We start from the raw sequence: 14869 nt of genomic DNA on the forward strand, positions 1-14869 counted from the left end.
AGAAACACAGCATCCTAGCTCTTCACTTTATAGTAGTAAGTCTGGGTTAAATGTCTATCACTCAATGCGATTAGTGAGCTTGTCGTACCATTGGGCAATGATTTTGTGCCTAAGTAAATTGAATAAGAGCCCATATTTAGCACGGAATAAAACAGTAGCGCGCTTTGACGCACTACTGTCCGTCTATCCGAAGGGTAATCTTGAGTCTCGCTATTTAATGATTAATCTAGTGAGAACTCATCAAATAATTGTACTTGTGAATCGAGGTCAGTTGGGTCAAAAACATAGCTTTTTACCGTTCCTGTACCAGTATCCATAACAGAAAATACAGATAGCGTATTACTGGTTACAAAAGGCAAGTTAGGGTAATTTTCATTTTCAAAATCCATTGGGCTAAACACACTCGGAAAACTCATTGCTCTGCCATGCGGATCCCCATTGGGTGGGTAATTTGCGATTGACCAACGGGGCGTATCCGAGTTCACATCAGCCCAAAAATCAGCATAACTTGCGCGTACATCCTTAGTATACTCGCCCGTGGTATCTATGTAGTAAGCACCATAAGAATTTCCCACATTTGAGCTTTCTAAATAATGCATGTTGTCTACTTGGGCTCTATTCCATAGGTGTGAATGCCCAATGTGAACCAGATTAACGCCATTTTCTAGCAGCATTGGCTCAATGTCATTCATCCAAACATCTTGGGCTAAAGGATACTGATAACGTACTTCAGTTATATCGTCCAGCATGGGTTCCACCGTGTCAGTCCATGTCTCTTGAGACAAAGGAAAAGTCACCTCAGTGATAGTTTCAGCACCTGCGCTGCTGGTTTGTACTAGTTGCATTACCGGCTGAGAAAGCACCGGCACTGTATTGTCTCCCAAGCCAAAAACACCTTGGTGAGCCATAACCACTTTGTATTTTGCATTCTTAAACTCATCGCTTTGCATGGTATTTTCTAGCCATGCGTATTGCTCTGAGTCCTTATCGAAGCGTTCGAATAAGAATTCACCGAATCCCCATTGAGAAGGCTCTTGTAAGGTACTCAAACCTTCTACAAATTTAGATTTATTGTCCCCTGAAACACTCCATGAGCGCCATATTCTTGAGACATTCATCGAGATAATAAATACATCGCCAAACGAGCTAGAGAAATACTCTTCACCACCTAGGCCATCATCAGGGAATGAGAATATATCTAAAAAGCTTTGTTGATTGTGTGAGTTATCAGCGATCCACTGTGCTTTAATATCAGCATCATCATTAGGGTTAACCTCGGCTTTGACTTGTTCGTACGCTACCTCTGCGTACCACTGGGGCTGTGGATCATTAAAGCTGCCATTTAAGCTGTAACTTTCATCGTCTGGTGCGTATCGACCCATTACTTCGTGATTGCCAATGGTGCCAAATAACGGAGCATGTTGCAGAATTTCGCCACCGTTGTAAGGAAACCCCGGCAAGTACTTTTGGTAATGGCCTTGTAACGCAGGGAAAAAGCCAGGCGCATTGTCTTTTGCCTGATCAAACCATTCTGATGCGCGGTCTGGTACGTTTACAAAATCCCCTGCGAAGAATACCGCATCAGGTGTACCAACGGTTTCAACAACCTTCTGATAATTCGCTACAACGTTCTTTTTCGACTGCAAATCAGACGTGAGCAGTATCATCAATGCTTGATCTTTGGCAGGCTCTGGCGCCAAAGTAAATGTACTACTGGTAAATTCAAAACCGTCACTGTCAGTACTCGTAATGGAGTAATTTACACGCTCTCCCTGAGTCAAATCTGTCGCTGTCGCTTCATGACGGTAGATTGGTCGATACGTCACTGCATCGTAGGTTTCCCCAAACTGTTGCGATGAAGCATCTTCCATCATTCGGGTTAATGCTGTGGTCGTGACTTGAGAGGTCGTTTTGTCATCATAGGTCAAGCTATGTTGGCTACCTTCAAAATTGGTGAACCAAACTACATTGACTGTTTTTTCAGAAGGTTTTTGTAAGAACGGGTCACTCAATAGCTTGTGAGCTGGGTTAACACTGACCGGGTCTTCTACAGGAACTTCCACTTCAACTATTTTGTCGTCATCACAGGCACTAAGGCCAGCTATCAAACATACAGCACCCATTGAACGGGCTATCTTCGACATTTTATTCATTTCCATTCTCATCAATTAACGGTAGGTTGAATTGCTTATTCATAACCAAGAAGTTTGAACGACTAAATAATTCAAGGAAAAGACTAGATGAGTAGAAAGACAGAAATGTTACATCGCAAAACTGTTATAAAACTTTCACAATTCACTAGTTTATGACAGAAAGGCGACTAAATCAGCTATAAGCTAGGTATGTTGCAGGATGAAAAAGATGTGAGCGGTAAGCAAATTCCCCTTAGCGAGAAAAATTGACACTATATTTCCAAATTCAGGTTCGACAATAACGCCAGTGCCATGTGCACTTTTAGGTAGAGAAGGGCCGTCAGCCAAGAAGGGCCATCACAGGAAAACGACCGCTCTTGGCTATAAGTAACACTAGACAATCGCGGTTATGCGGCGATGAGCTTTAGCCGCCCATCGCCACTGAATAGAAATTCTAGTTAAAGACTTAGCCTTCTCCTGGGGTCACGGCAACTGCCATATTCTCATTCGCGGCATCAGCCAACCCTCCACCTAATACACGATATAGAGTAACCCGGTTGATGAGATCAGTTTGACGGGTGCTGACCAATGTTTGGCTCGCATTGTACATAGTCCGCTGCGCCTCTAGTGCATTTTGAAAACTGTCCACGCCACCTTTATAACGCGCAAGTGACAAGTCATAGCTGCGTGTTGCCGCTGCAACCAATGCCTCTTGTGCAGCAAGTTGCTCCTGAATGGTCGCCTTACGCGCTAAGGCATCAGCCACTTCTGAAAACGCGCTTTGAATCGCATATTCGTAAGCCGCTAAAAACTTCTGCTTTTGAGCCTGCGTAAACGCCAATTGGGCATCGTTAGCACCACCAGTAAAAATAGGAATATTTAAACTCGGCGCCAATGTCCAGATTGAACTTGCGCCACCACTGAAAATATCCGCTAACACCGAGCTCGCTAACCCGCCTGTAGCTGTTAACGACAAGGATGGGAAAAACGCTGCTCTGGCCGCGCCTATATCGGCATTTGCTGATTTCAAGTCGTGTTCAGCTGAAAGCACATCAGGTCTTTGCAACAACACATCTGAAGATAGTCCGGCTGGAATATCACTCACTAACTCGGCACCATCTGGCAACGCACTGGGCAACAATGTGGTATCAAGTTGTTGGCCAACCAATAAGCGCAACGCATTGATATCTTGCTCTACTTGGGTGTTGAAACTGGCAATATCTGAGCGAGCTGTATGATATACGGTCTGTGCACTGGCTAAATCAATCTTAGAATCAACCCCTAGCTCCAAGCGCTTTTTGGTGATATCCATTGTTTTTTGCGCGTTGCCCGCTGTTTCTTTTGCAAGGCTGAGCAAACTGCTGTCAGATGCAAGCGTCAACCAAGCATTCGCAACTTCACCAATTAAGGCAATCTGGGCTGCCTTAGCGGTTTCAGCACTGGCTAAGTAACTTTGCATATCCGCTTCACTCAAGCTGCGGTTTTTACCGAATAAGTCAATCTCGTAACCACTCAAACCCGCTTCTGCCTGATACAAGGTTGAAATGTCGCCATCAGAAGACTTCGCTCGTGTACCACTCAACCCTGCGCTGATCTGCGGGTAAAGATCTGCTTTTTGAATACGATAGGTAGCACGAGCAGACTCTACGTCAGCCAAGGTTTCACGCAGGCTTCTGTTGCTGCTAAGCGCCAGCTCTATCACTTGGGTTAAACGAGGTTCGTGAATAAACTGCCTCCAAGGTAACTCAGCTGCTTTTTGCGAAGTTAACCCTGGCGTTTCCTCCAGAGTTTTGCTTTGCTGTTGCGCCCAGTCGCTCGCTATCGGTAATTCCGAGCGTTCGTAGTCAGGTGCCATCGAGCTACACCCTGCTAATTCGATGGCACACACCACTGATAATAATGCTGGGCGTATAGTGCGAGTGGTTAATTTAATCACGGGCATTCTCCATTTTTTTAGGCTCATCATTATAAACAGGGCGTCTTTTTGAAAAGATCCCGCGAATGATTACGAAGAATAAAGGTACAAAGAAAATCCCAAAAATCGTCGCCGTAAGCGTACCACCTAAAATACCGGTACCGATTGAAATTCGGCTGTTTGCGCCAGCACCAGATGAAATTGCCAATGGCAAAATACCAAACATAAAGGCCAGTGAAGTCATGATGATAGGGCGTAAGCGAAGCTTAGCTGCTTCAACAGCAGAACCCACTAGCGACATGCCTTTTTGATAAGACGCTTCAGCAAACTCAACTATGAGTATGGCGTTTTTGGAGGCCAACCCTATGGTGGTCAATAAGGCCACTTGGAAGTAAATATCGTTTTCAAGCCCGCGCAGGGTTGAGGCCAGCGCAGCACCGACTACCCCAAGTGGTATAACCAGTATGACTGATAAAGGCACTGACCAGCTTTCATATAGAGCAGCAAGAGCTAAGAAAACCACTAAAATTGATATGGCATACAACATAGTCGACTGGCCGCTTGATAGCTTTTCCTGATAAGACAAACCACTCCAAGCGAAGCTTAACTTTCCTTGACCCACTTCTTGAACTAATTGCTCTAATTCAGTCATCGCCTGACCAGAGCTAACGCCGCTGGCAGCTGAGCCTTGTATTTGATACGAAGCAATACCGTTGAAACGCGACAAACTTTGCGGTGCACTAGACCAAGACGAAGTGCTAAAGGCTGAGAATGACGTCATGGTGGTTTCACCATCCGCGTTTTGCCCTCGCACATACCAATCATTCAAATCTTCTGGTTTAGAGCGGTACTGCGCTTCACTTTCGATATACACCTTTTTCACTCGGCCATCATCGATAAAGTCATTCACATACGAGCCAGCCCATGCAGCAGTCAACGTGTTAGACACATCCGCCAGCGATAACCCAAGGGACGTCGCTTTGCCATGATCTATGTCTATTTTCAGTTGAGGAGTGTTACTCAATGCCCCTTCGCGCACCCCCATCAGCATCTCACTTTGCCTTGCTGCGGCCATAAACTCGTCTTTTAAAGCAGTGAGTTCGTCTCGGCTTGTGCCAGCAGCCGCCTGCAGTTCAAAGGTAAAACCATTACTTTGACCTAAGCCTTGAATAACGGGCTGCGACAATGCAAATATACTTGCATCACGTATTGTGGATAGATTCTTATTTATGCGTCCAATCAGCGCATCTGCACTTTGGTCGTCCTCAGTTCTATCATCCCATGGGGTTAACGACACAAAGCCCATACCGGCATTTTGGCCACTACCTGAGAAGTTAAAACCAGAAATACTGAACACCCGTTGAATATCTTCAGACTCATTTTCCAGCAAGTATTGCTCTACCTGCTCAGAAACGTCGCGTGTTCTGGATATAGATGCACCAACAGGCATGTTCACTTGAAACATAATACTGCCTTGATCTTCTTGGGGTAAGAATCCTGTGGGCATACGTACCACCAATAACCCTAACACCACGATAATTACGCCATACCCTAATACCCAGCGCACTTTGCGGGTGATGATTTTACCTACCTGGCTGGTATACGAGGCCGTCAACTTTTCGAACATACGATTGAAGCGCGCAAAGAAACCTTTACCTTTTTCACTATGCTCTTTATGGGTTAAGAAGCTGGCACACAGAGTAGGGCTTAAGGTCAACGCCACAATTACAGATAAGGTCATAGATGACACTATCGCAATAGAGAACTGCTTGTAGATTACCCCTGTTGAGCCGCCAAAAAAGGCCATGGGTAAGAATACCGCAGACAAGACCACCGCAATACCAATCAAAGCACCACTGATTTCAGACATAGATTCGATGGTAGCGTCTCGTGGCGAAAGGTTTTTCTCACGCATCAGGCGTTCGACGTTTTCCACCACCACGATGGCATCATCTACCAGCAAGCCGATAGAGAGCACAATGCCGAACATGGTTAGGGTGTTAATGGAAAAGCCAAACGCCGATAACACTCCAAACGTACCCAATAGCACCACAGGCACCGCAATGGCGGGGATCAATGTGGCGCGCCAGTTTTGTAAGAACAACCACATAACCAGTACTACCAATACCACTGCTTCGCCCAATGTCTGCACCACTTCACTGATAGAAATTTTAATGAAGTCCGTACTGTCCCGAGGGAAAGTGACCTCATAGCCCTCAGGTAAATTAAGAGCAAGCTCGGCGACTTTGTCTTTGACGCGAGTGGCGGTATCAAGTGCATTCGCACCGGGTGTTAGCATCACAGCGATACCTGATGCTGGGTGACCGTTTAACCGCGGTATGGCGTCGTAACTTTCACTGCCAATCTCAACACGTGCTACATCACCTAAGCGCACCCTGGCGCCGCTGGTATCTGATTTTAAAATAATATCGCGAAACTGGTCAGGCGTTTCTAACATTGACTGTGCGGTTACGGTGGCGTTTAGCTCTTGATTATCAAGGGCAGGCACAGCACCAATTTTACCCGCGGGTACCTGTATGTTCTGCGCCGCGAGAGCAGTTGTAATATCCGACGGCATCAATTCATAAGCGGCCAATTTAGTTGGGTCTAGCCAGATACGCATGGCGTATTGTGAGCCGAATACGCGGGTGTCACCTACGCCGTCTATTCGTGCCAGTGAATCTTCCATACTGGAAGAAATATAATCAGAGATATCAAACGCCGAGGCTTTATCTGTGGTGTCATATACCGCCGTAACCAGCAAGAAATCCGTATTGGACTTGGTTACCGTTACCCCCTGAGATTGTACTGATTCAGGTAAGCGCGAGGTCACTTGTTGTACCTTATTCTGTACCTGTACTTGGGCAAAATCGGCGTCTGTGCCCTCTTCAAAAGTCACATTTACTGATGCAGAGCCGTCAGATGTACTCGAGGACGAAAAATACAACAGCCCATCTAATCCTGTTAGTTGTTGCTCTAAAATTTGCGTCACGCTGTTTTCAACAGTTTCTGCATCCGCTCCAGTGTAAGTTGTACTTACCGAGATAACGGGGGGCGCCACAGTAGGATACTGTGCTATAGGCAGCGACATAATAGACGCGATACCCGTAAGCATAATGATAATCGATATAACCCAGGCAAAAACTGGGCGGTCAATAAAGAAACGTGCAAACATGTTTTACACGCCCCCTTTTGCAGCAGAAGGGGCAGAAGACGAATTGCCTGATTGAGCTGCAACAGCAACCATCTTGCCATTACTCTGCATTTGTACTTCTACCGTTTTCACTTCACTACCTGGGCCAACCTTGCTTGAGCCCTCTACCAATAATTTGTCACCCGCTTTTAAACCTGAGCTAATAAACCATTTGTTACCAACTGCGCTGATGGTTTTAACCACGCGCGACTGCACCTTGTTGCCCTCGTCAATTACGTAAGCGTATGCATCACCTGCCGGGTTATGGTAAACACCTTGCTGAGGTACAAGAATGGCGTTGTCATCAACCGCTTCATTGACTCGAGTACGCACAAACATTCCTGGCAACAACACTCCGTCAGGGTTAGGAAATTCAGCTCTTAGCGTCACGGCACCCGTTGAGGCGTCAACAGCTACTTCTTGCATTTTAAGCTGGCCTTTTAGCTCGTATTCACTGCCATCTTCAAGAAGCAAAGAAACATCAGTCGAGCCTTTTTTAATATCTGTTTTGGCTAACAATTGACGTAATTTTAAAATTTCTGTGCTGCTTTTAATCATGTCCACATAAATAGGGTCTAAGGTACGAATTGTCGAAAGAGCGGTCGTTTGTGATGCTGTGACTAATGCACCTGGGGTTACATTAGAAATACCAATCCGCCCTGAGATAGGCGCTTTTACTTTGCTAAACTCAAGGTTGATGCGCGCCGTTTCAAGGGCTGCCTCAAAACGTTCGATATCTGCTTTGGCTTCTAAATAGGTTGCATGTGCATCGTCTGCATCTTGTTGCGAAACACCTTCAAATTCCAACAGGTCAGCGAAACGCTGATCTTTAAGCTTGGCGGTTTCAACGGTTGCTTTAGCGCTGTTTAAGTTTGCTTTCGCTTCGTTGACAGCAGCTTGAAAAGTGGCAGGCTCGATTTGATACAAAACGTCACCTTCTTCTACAAACTCGCCCTCAGTAAATAAGCGCTCATGCACAATACCACCGACCTGGGGACGGACTTCAGCCGTCAACGTGGCCACCACTCTACCTTGCATCTGAGTCTCAATTTTATGCTCGCTAGGGGTCACTATGAGATAAGCAACTTCAGTAACACGCGCAGCCTGAGGCTGAGTTGTTTCTTGCTGGCAGCCACTTAGCAGTACAGAGGCTAATAACAGCCCCCCGATACACGTTGAGTATTTCATGGTAAAGCGTTCCTCGTGATAAATTAAAAACGTGAGACAAAAGACAAACTTTCCAACGATGGTTAATCAAGGAAATGTTGTCACTGCCTATAATGGCGAAAATAGTAGCAAACTGAGGGTTAAGATAGGGTTAACTTACATCAATAAAATGCCCTAAGTGCTAGGAACTACAGGACCTAGAGCAAGGTTAAATGTAAGTAAGTATGTAAAAGTGCCGAATTTTTAAAACAGCTGAAACAATCGGCAACTGGCGCTTAAATCCAGTGCCGAGAGCTCTTGATATATACGGTGAATCTCACGGTTCAGCTTAGGCTAAATGAGCCTTTTCAATCTGCGCTCTTCGGGCCAAAAGATGCACCAACCAGCAAGTAAATAAGCGAGCACTCATTTTTTGTCTAGTTTAAAAATACCAACTGCCGCTTAAGGAGAGCTCTGTATTGTTGTGATGGCTGATACCCAAACGAATATCAGATGACTTGGATGCAAAAGCACTTACTTCACAGGTACTTTTTATCTTTTTTTGATAAGCATGGCTGTCTATGCGGATCGGAAACACCAATTTACACAAACCTTTATAGGCATCCGTTTGCCATAGAACGCCCAACGTCGGTAACAACATAAAGCGCGTATCAAGTGAATCAGGTGTTTGTACTCTGCCGAGGGCCAATGCATAAAGCGTTGTATCACCCAATGCAATTCCTTTACCGAAGCCACTTTCTAGGAAGAATTCATTACTGACATCCGCGGGCCCTAAATAGTCTCGTTCGTTACCCAAGCGCAGCTGCCACGCTATACCTATATCACCCGGTAAACCGGTCGCTCCGGTATCGACAGTTTCTATATTCAGCAGATCTAATTTACTCAACGCCAAATTACCATCCGTTACACGTAATGTCAGCGCTGCCATTGATAATGCTGAGTTTGCAAGGATACCACCGCCGCGGGCTAGCATGTCGTAGTAGGCTGGGCGAAACATGACCTCTGCGAAGCCTCCGTGGTCATTCTTGTGCCCTAATGTCGTCCGCACTGTGGTGGGGTCTTGCCCTGTGTGCGGCAACACTTCAGTATGCGTACTCCACTGCACTTTTTTGGCTGGTAAAACGATACGTGCTCGCTGAGCATTTCTTTTAAGTGACTGCAGTGTCTTATCATCTTTATTTAATTCTAGGCTGAAATTGACGTAGTCGAGTAAGACATCGAGTAACATCAGCTGTTGTTTCAGTGGCAACGCCACGAGATACGTTTGGATCTCCTCTAGCGTATTTGCGTTATTAACGATGTCGCTCAGTTTCTCCTGCATCGTCACGTTTAATTCAGCAAAATGTTGTCTAAACCGCGCTTGGCGAGAAAGTGTGTGCTCTACCTTTTGCACGGCGGGGTGACCCGAAATCGTTGTTGCTTGCTCAAGGGCTGAAAATACGCTGATGGGTAATACGAAAGGCCGCCTATTTGATATTAAGTCTTGCTCTAATACTAGCTCGAGCATTTTGGCAATATGATACGCGCAATTGCGGTGGGTAAAATAATAGCGATATTCTGTGAAAAGCAACTCCCAAGCATGGGCAATTAATATCGTTTTTTCGTCAGACGTTAAATTTAAGGTGTATTGCCAAAGGTCACGCATTTCAACTTCAGCGTAATTAATATTGTAGCGGTAATAGTGGTTGCTGCTGTACTTAGCGTCATACCCCCCACTAATCCCTTTAAGATATAAGCCACTGTTATTACTTTGCATAGCCCTTAAATAGCATCTTCAAAAGTAGGGGAATATGGTATTTGCCTGCTCGATATCGACTGACTTGCCATGGCGATTAACGGCCCGGTATTTCCCTAATTCGACTGGTTTAAGGTAGCCAGCAACTTGCTCTAAATCGTTTAATCGAACCCCTTGGCTGACCAAGTACGTTAAGTAGGTATGCCTTAACACCTCACCAGAAGGCTGATCTGGATAAGGTAACTCAGCATCATGGGCAGCGTTGATCATGAGTTGATTAAAATCTTCAACACTAAGCGGGTTTAACCATAATAAATCATCGTCCTTCAGCATTTCGCAAAGCTGTTCAAGGACAATGATTAATTGGCCAGCCAGCGGTATTTGCCGCGCATATGCACCCGTTATATTCAGCTTCGCTTCGCCTAGCAAACAATCAGCTTTGGTAATTTGGCGCAGTTCAGTGATATTTACACCGCTTAACAAAAAGCCGATTACGAGCTTAGCTTGCTTATTTGCAACCCGATACAAGGCTTGACACTCATCAGTGGTGAGTAAACGGATGTTTTCTTGCTCGGGTTGAGGACTCTTTTGGGGTTGAAGACTCTCTTGCGGTTGATGACTCTGCTGCTCACCGAGACGCAACGCTTGTGCTTTGGCTTCTAACTGCGCCTGGTGCGCCCCCGGCAATTTTGAATAAGGCTGGCCGCGCTGCTCACCGGGTAAAACCACAAAATTGGTGCTGCCTAAATTGGATGAACTTTTACGCACAATAAAGCTGAATAATAATAATGCCGCTACAGCACATACAATGGCAGCAATGATGCTGATTAAGGTGTCTTGCCAGTAGTTAGGGCCCACAGGAAACTCTGGAGTAAAGGGCGGTTCGAGTATGCTTATTTTGGCATCGAACGGTTTCGATACTTCTTGTTCAACCAGCTGATTATTTAGCGTTTTCGCCTGTAATTGTAAGTCTTTGAGGGCATCATCTAACCGTCGATACTCGGCCAATTTTTGATTAAATTGCTGCGCTTGATCTTGGAAGTCTGCTAATTGCGCTTGCAAACTGTTCACTTTGCCCACAGAAGCGGCTAAATTCCGCTGAGAATCCTGCAAATATAAAAGCTGGCTGTCGGCTATTTGGTTTGCTAGCTCTTCTTTCAAGGCCTTCGCCTTTTGCTGTTTGGCCACCACTTCAGGATCACGTTGCAGGTATTGCTGTGTATATCGCTCTGACAGCGCTGACAACTCACCCTCTAGAGCTTGCAGTACAGCTCGGTTCGCATCGATACTTGGGCGATCCGTGGGACGCTCAACTTGCTGACCACTTGCTAATGATGCATTAAGACTGTCTAGTTCTGCTAGCGCTTGCGCTTTTTGCGCTTCGGCCTCGTCTAAAGAATTACTCAATCCCTTGATTTTATTAGGAATAATATTTTCATTACGCTCTAAAGAGATAATATTATTGGCCTCAGAAAACGCCTCTACTACGTGCTTCTGTTCAGTGATTTTTTGCTCTAATAGCGCCAGTTGTTGTTGGTACTGCAGTTCTTCGTCAGAGCCGTTACTAAGCTTCTCCCGCTCCAACAACGAGATATACAATGACAACCACTGTTGCAATACATCCTCAAGCAAGCCAGGAGCCGGCCCCGTGGTTTGTAAGGTGATAATCTTGCCTGTTTCACTGGCCGTTGCGCTAAGCATATCTCGTAACTGCTGAACATTAAGATCAATTAAATGGTCTTCTCGCAGCTTAGTTGATAGCGCCTGTAACGTGCTATTGCTGGTTAAACGTTTCTGGTTAAGGCTAAGTTGCTGCTGGGCTATATAATCAAGCTCTTCGGCATTTTGCGAGGTGTAAGCAAAGTGCATAATCGCCTGACTTTGATACTCAGGCGCTCTGGTCCAAATAAAGAGATTGGCCAAGATCATCACAAAAAGAAACGTACCTACGAGTACTTGCCATCGCTTGGTTTGTATCTTTTGTTGCTCTTGCGCAGCGATAGGGTCGTAACCACCGTTTGGCATATTGGGAATATAATCAACTTTGTTAAAGGGCATTGCACGATTCCATTTAGCACTGATACGAAGAGGAAATAAAAGAACTAGCGAAGCTTAGGATAAAACGTATCAATTTATTGCCTATCATATTTAGTCTAATTAGGTTTACCGTTGATTAAAACATGACGCAATACTCAGCCACTACTAAAAAATTAATTCGCTTGGATTTTAATCGATATGATCGTGACTGATAAGGGATCGGGCTCTAGGTTGAGTGCTATGGATTGTGGGCTTAGGGTAGTGAATCGTGCATTGTGAGCAAACTACCGTCAGCGCGCAGTAAAAAGACTAACTTGGCGCGCTGACTTGTTGAGTGCTTTTGCCGCTATATTGAGAGTACGTTAAGACTTCATTGAGTGCGTTAAGACTTGGGTAACCCGGCAAAAAACGCTTGGCTCTCAGTTAAAATACGCTCTGTTTCTTGTGGCTCAAGTTGCTTCGACCAATCTCCTGGTTTAAAGGTACCGCCTAAGATCATGTAGTCATTTCGCGAGAACATATACAGCGGGCCTTTACCACTGCCGCCGCCCACAGTAAGAAAATCTACCGCTGGATCTGGTGGGAGCAATATCAACTGGCCTTTTGCAGGGGTAATACCTTCATCACCGAACAAGGCACGTGAACCTAAACCAGTGCAATTGAACACGACGGGCTCTTGTAACGCATGTATTTCGTCTTGGTCTTTGAAGTCGCGGATCACAAATTCACCACCTGCAGCCCTAACGTCTTGGATCAAGCGGCGTAGAAAGGTGGCAGTCTCCACCAGCATGGTAGCCGACACAGTACAGTAATTTGTCGGAAAGGGATGATCACCAGGGCCGTATGTGTCTCGATAAGGGTAAAACTGACTAAATGGGCTATCCGCCTTCGGAGGAGTGTTGCTTGCAGTGTATAGCTCTATCCATTTTATCGCGTAGTCGTCACCCACCATACGGGCAAAGGTTTCATGGGATATTTGCGCTGCTAGTTGCAGCTGTAATTTAAAAGCGGCTGAAGACACTAAAGGGTCATGCACGCTAAACGGACCCCATTCGCCACCGGCGACTTGCGATGTGGTGTGCCGCGCCATTTCACGGGTATAAATGGTCACGCTCCAGCCTGCTTCTTGCAATAATCTGGCTGTGGTGAGGCCCATAACGCCGCCCCCAACAATCGCTGCTTTTTTACCTTTAGCATTGCTCATTTCAGCATTTTTGACTTCACTAACCGCTAATGCAGAAGAGCCCCAAGATAGGGTAACGCCACCGCCACCATGTCCATAATTGTGCACTAGGATTTTATCACCGAAAGGTTCGCTTCTGACCACAAAGCCTTCGGCCCTGTAAGGTCTATGGCCGACAATTTCAGTGATGATATTATTGGCAGATATTCTTGGTGCCACCATGGGGTTTCGAGAAAATGGTCGCTCAAAGCCTTTGTTTACTGGTGTTTGCGTACAACCACTTAGCGATGCCGCAACCGCTCCAGCCCCCAGACCTTGTAAAAAATGTCTACGCTTTAGTTCTCGATGCAACATGTATTCCTCTCAATTTTTTGTTTTTTTGCACCAGCGCCCACTGCAAACTGATGCATGGGATTACAAGAAATACTGGCTCAGGCCACCCTAAGCAAAGTGCCTGCCAAAAACCGAAGACGATTGAAAAGTTGATAGTGATAAAGCTAAGACGCAAGAATTAAGGGTTAAAAAGCGATAGAAGCATTGATTCGTTAGTTGAAGACGCTTTTTGCCCATTGAATAAAGTCGGCAGTGACTTGATCGCGATTGATTTCGCTTAACAATTCGTGACGTCCGTCTTGGTAGAATTGATGTGTGACCTGAGTTAACCCCTGTTTTTGATAGGCGTTTAGTAATCGTTGAACGCCTTTGCCTTTTTCACCTACGGGATCATCAGTGCCTGAAAACACATAAATCGGCAGGGTCTTATCTATTTTTTTGAGGGCGTGCTCAGACGCTATCGTGCCTAATGCGGTAAACATGTCGTGCCAGGTTTGGGTAGAGCATTCAAAACCACACAGAGGGTCAGCGACATATTTGTCGACTTCAGCTTCATCTCTAGATAGCCAGTCAAACTCAGTACGATTGGGTTTAAACGCTTTATTGTATGCACCAAATACCATGCTCAAAATGACGGGGCTATGCCCTGTAGGGCTTAACCTGCGCCGCTCAAACCGCGCTAACATCTGGCCCACCCTGAGCAATGCGCCAACCGGCCCATTGGTTGCTAATAGGGCCGCGGCCGAAATAGTATCACCATAACGCGCCATATAATCTTGGGTCATAAACGAGCCCATGGAATGACCGAGTAAGATAATGGGTGTATTGGGTAGGCGCTGTTGAATATGTTGATTAACCACTGCTAAATCATTTACCGCTTTATGCCAGCCGTCTTCATCCGCCATATGCCCCAATTCGCGATCCGCTAAAACTGACTGACCATGCCCTCGGTGATCGTTCGCTACCACAGCAAAACCTGCGTCATTAAGCGCCAAAGCGAACCGCTCGTATCGCAGGGCATGCTCACTCATACCATGAGCAATATGCACCACTGCACGTACGTTATTTGCAGGCTCACTACTGGCTGCCTCTCCGCCGGTTGGCAGCCACTGATAACAACTCAGTTTCAGGCCATCACTGCCCGTCACGCTAAAGGTTTGCATAGTCTCTCCAG

8 protein-coding genes are annotated in these 14869 nt (G+C 45.8%); all 8 read right to left on the minus strand.

Going from position 1 to position 14869, the window contains the following annotated elements; all coding sequences use genetic code 11:
* Nucleotides 1–221: 221 nt before the first annotated feature.
* Nucleotides 222–2153 (minus strand): metallophosphoesterase, encoded by a 1932-nt coding sequence (locus GMES_RS06215; RefSeq protein WP_039986785.1) that lies wholly within the window; start codon nucleotides 2151–2153, stop codon nucleotides 222–224.
* A 445-nt stretch (nucleotides 2154–2598) separates the two neighbouring features.
* Nucleotides 2599–4065, minus strand: coding sequence for an efflux transporter outer membrane subunit (locus GMES_RS06220; protein ID WP_407636006.1), 1467 nt, complete (start codon nucleotides 4063–4065; stop codon nucleotides 2599–2601).
* The gene (locus GMES_RS06225) at nucleotides 4061–7222 is read right to left on the minus strand and encodes an efflux RND transporter permease subunit (RefSeq protein WP_006991761.1); all 3162 of its coding nucleotides are present in this window, start codon (nucleotides 7220–7222) and stop codon (nucleotides 4061–4063) included. Before GMES_RS06225 ends, GMES_RS06220 begins: the two co-directional genes overlap by 5 nt.
* A 3-nt stretch (nucleotides 7223–7225) precedes the next feature.
* On the minus strand, nucleotides 7226–8428 hold the full coding sequence (locus GMES_RS06230) for an efflux RND transporter periplasmic adaptor subunit (protein WP_006991762.1): 1203 nt from the start codon (nucleotides 8426–8428) through the stop codon (nucleotides 7226–7228).
* 400 nt (nucleotides 8429–8828) lie between these two features.
* On the minus strand, nucleotides 8829–10163 hold the full coding sequence (locus GMES_RS06235) for a DUF7840 domain-containing protein (protein ID WP_006991763.1): 1335 nt from the start codon (nucleotides 10161–10163) through the stop codon (nucleotides 8829–8831).
* An 18-nt stretch (nucleotides 10164–10181) separates the two neighbouring features.
* A complete protein-coding gene (locus GMES_RS06240; RefSeq protein ID WP_006991764.1) occupies nucleotides 10182–12200 on the minus strand; it encodes a tyrosine-type recombinase/integrase in 2019 nt (672 codons plus the stop codon).
* Nucleotides 12201–12561: 361 nt separating this feature from the next.
* The gene (locus tag GMES_RS06245; RefSeq protein ID WP_006991765.1) at nucleotides 12562–13716 is read right to left on the minus strand and encodes an FAD-dependent oxidoreductase; all 1155 of its coding nucleotides are present in this window, start codon (nucleotides 13714–13716) and stop codon (nucleotides 12562–12564) included.
* A gap of 191 nt (nucleotides 13717–13907) precedes the next feature.
* Nucleotides 13908–14858: an alpha/beta hydrolase gene (locus tag GMES_RS06250; RefSeq protein ID WP_006991766.1), complete on the minus strand. Its 951-nt coding sequence runs from the start codon at nucleotides 14856–14858 to the stop codon at nucleotides 13908–13910.
* Nucleotides 14859–14869: the final 11 nt, after the last annotated feature.

The sequence above is a fragment of the Paraglaciecola mesophila KMM 241 genome (assembly GCF_000315015.1).
GTDB classification, from domain to species: Bacteria; Pseudomonadota; Gammaproteobacteria; order Enterobacterales; family Alteromonadaceae; genus Paraglaciecola; species Paraglaciecola mesophila.

What these genes read in the sequence shown, in the direction of transcription:
- GMES_RS06250 (WP_006991766.1), bottom strand. Translation starts at nt 14,858, where the DNA reads ATGCAAACCTTTAGCGTGACGGGCAGTGATGGCCTGAAACTGAGTTGT.
- GMES_RS06225 (WP_006991761.1), bottom strand. Translation starts at nt 7,222, where the DNA reads ATGTTTGCACGTTTCTTTATTGACCGCCCAGTTTTTGCCTGGGTTATA.
- GMES_RS06215 (WP_039986785.1), bottom strand. Translation starts at nt 2,153, where the DNA reads ATGAATAAAATGTCGAAGATAGCCCGTTCAATGGGTGCTGTATGTTTG.
- GMES_RS06245 (WP_006991765.1), bottom strand. Translation starts at nt 13,716, where the DNA reads ATGTTGCATCGAGAACTAAAGCGTAGACATTTTTTACAAGGTCTGGGG.
- GMES_RS06235 (WP_006991763.1), bottom strand. Translation starts at nt 10,163, where the DNA reads ATGCAAAGTAATAACAGTGGCTTATATCTTAAAGGGATTAGTGGGGGG.
- GMES_RS06240 (WP_006991764.1), bottom strand. Translation starts at nt 12,200, where the DNA reads ATGCCCTTTAACAAAGTTGATTATATTCCCAATATGCCAAACGGTGGT.
- GMES_RS06230 (WP_006991762.1), bottom strand. Translation starts at nt 8,428, where the DNA reads ATGAAATACTCAACGTGTATCGGGGGGCTGTTATTAGCCTCTGTACTG.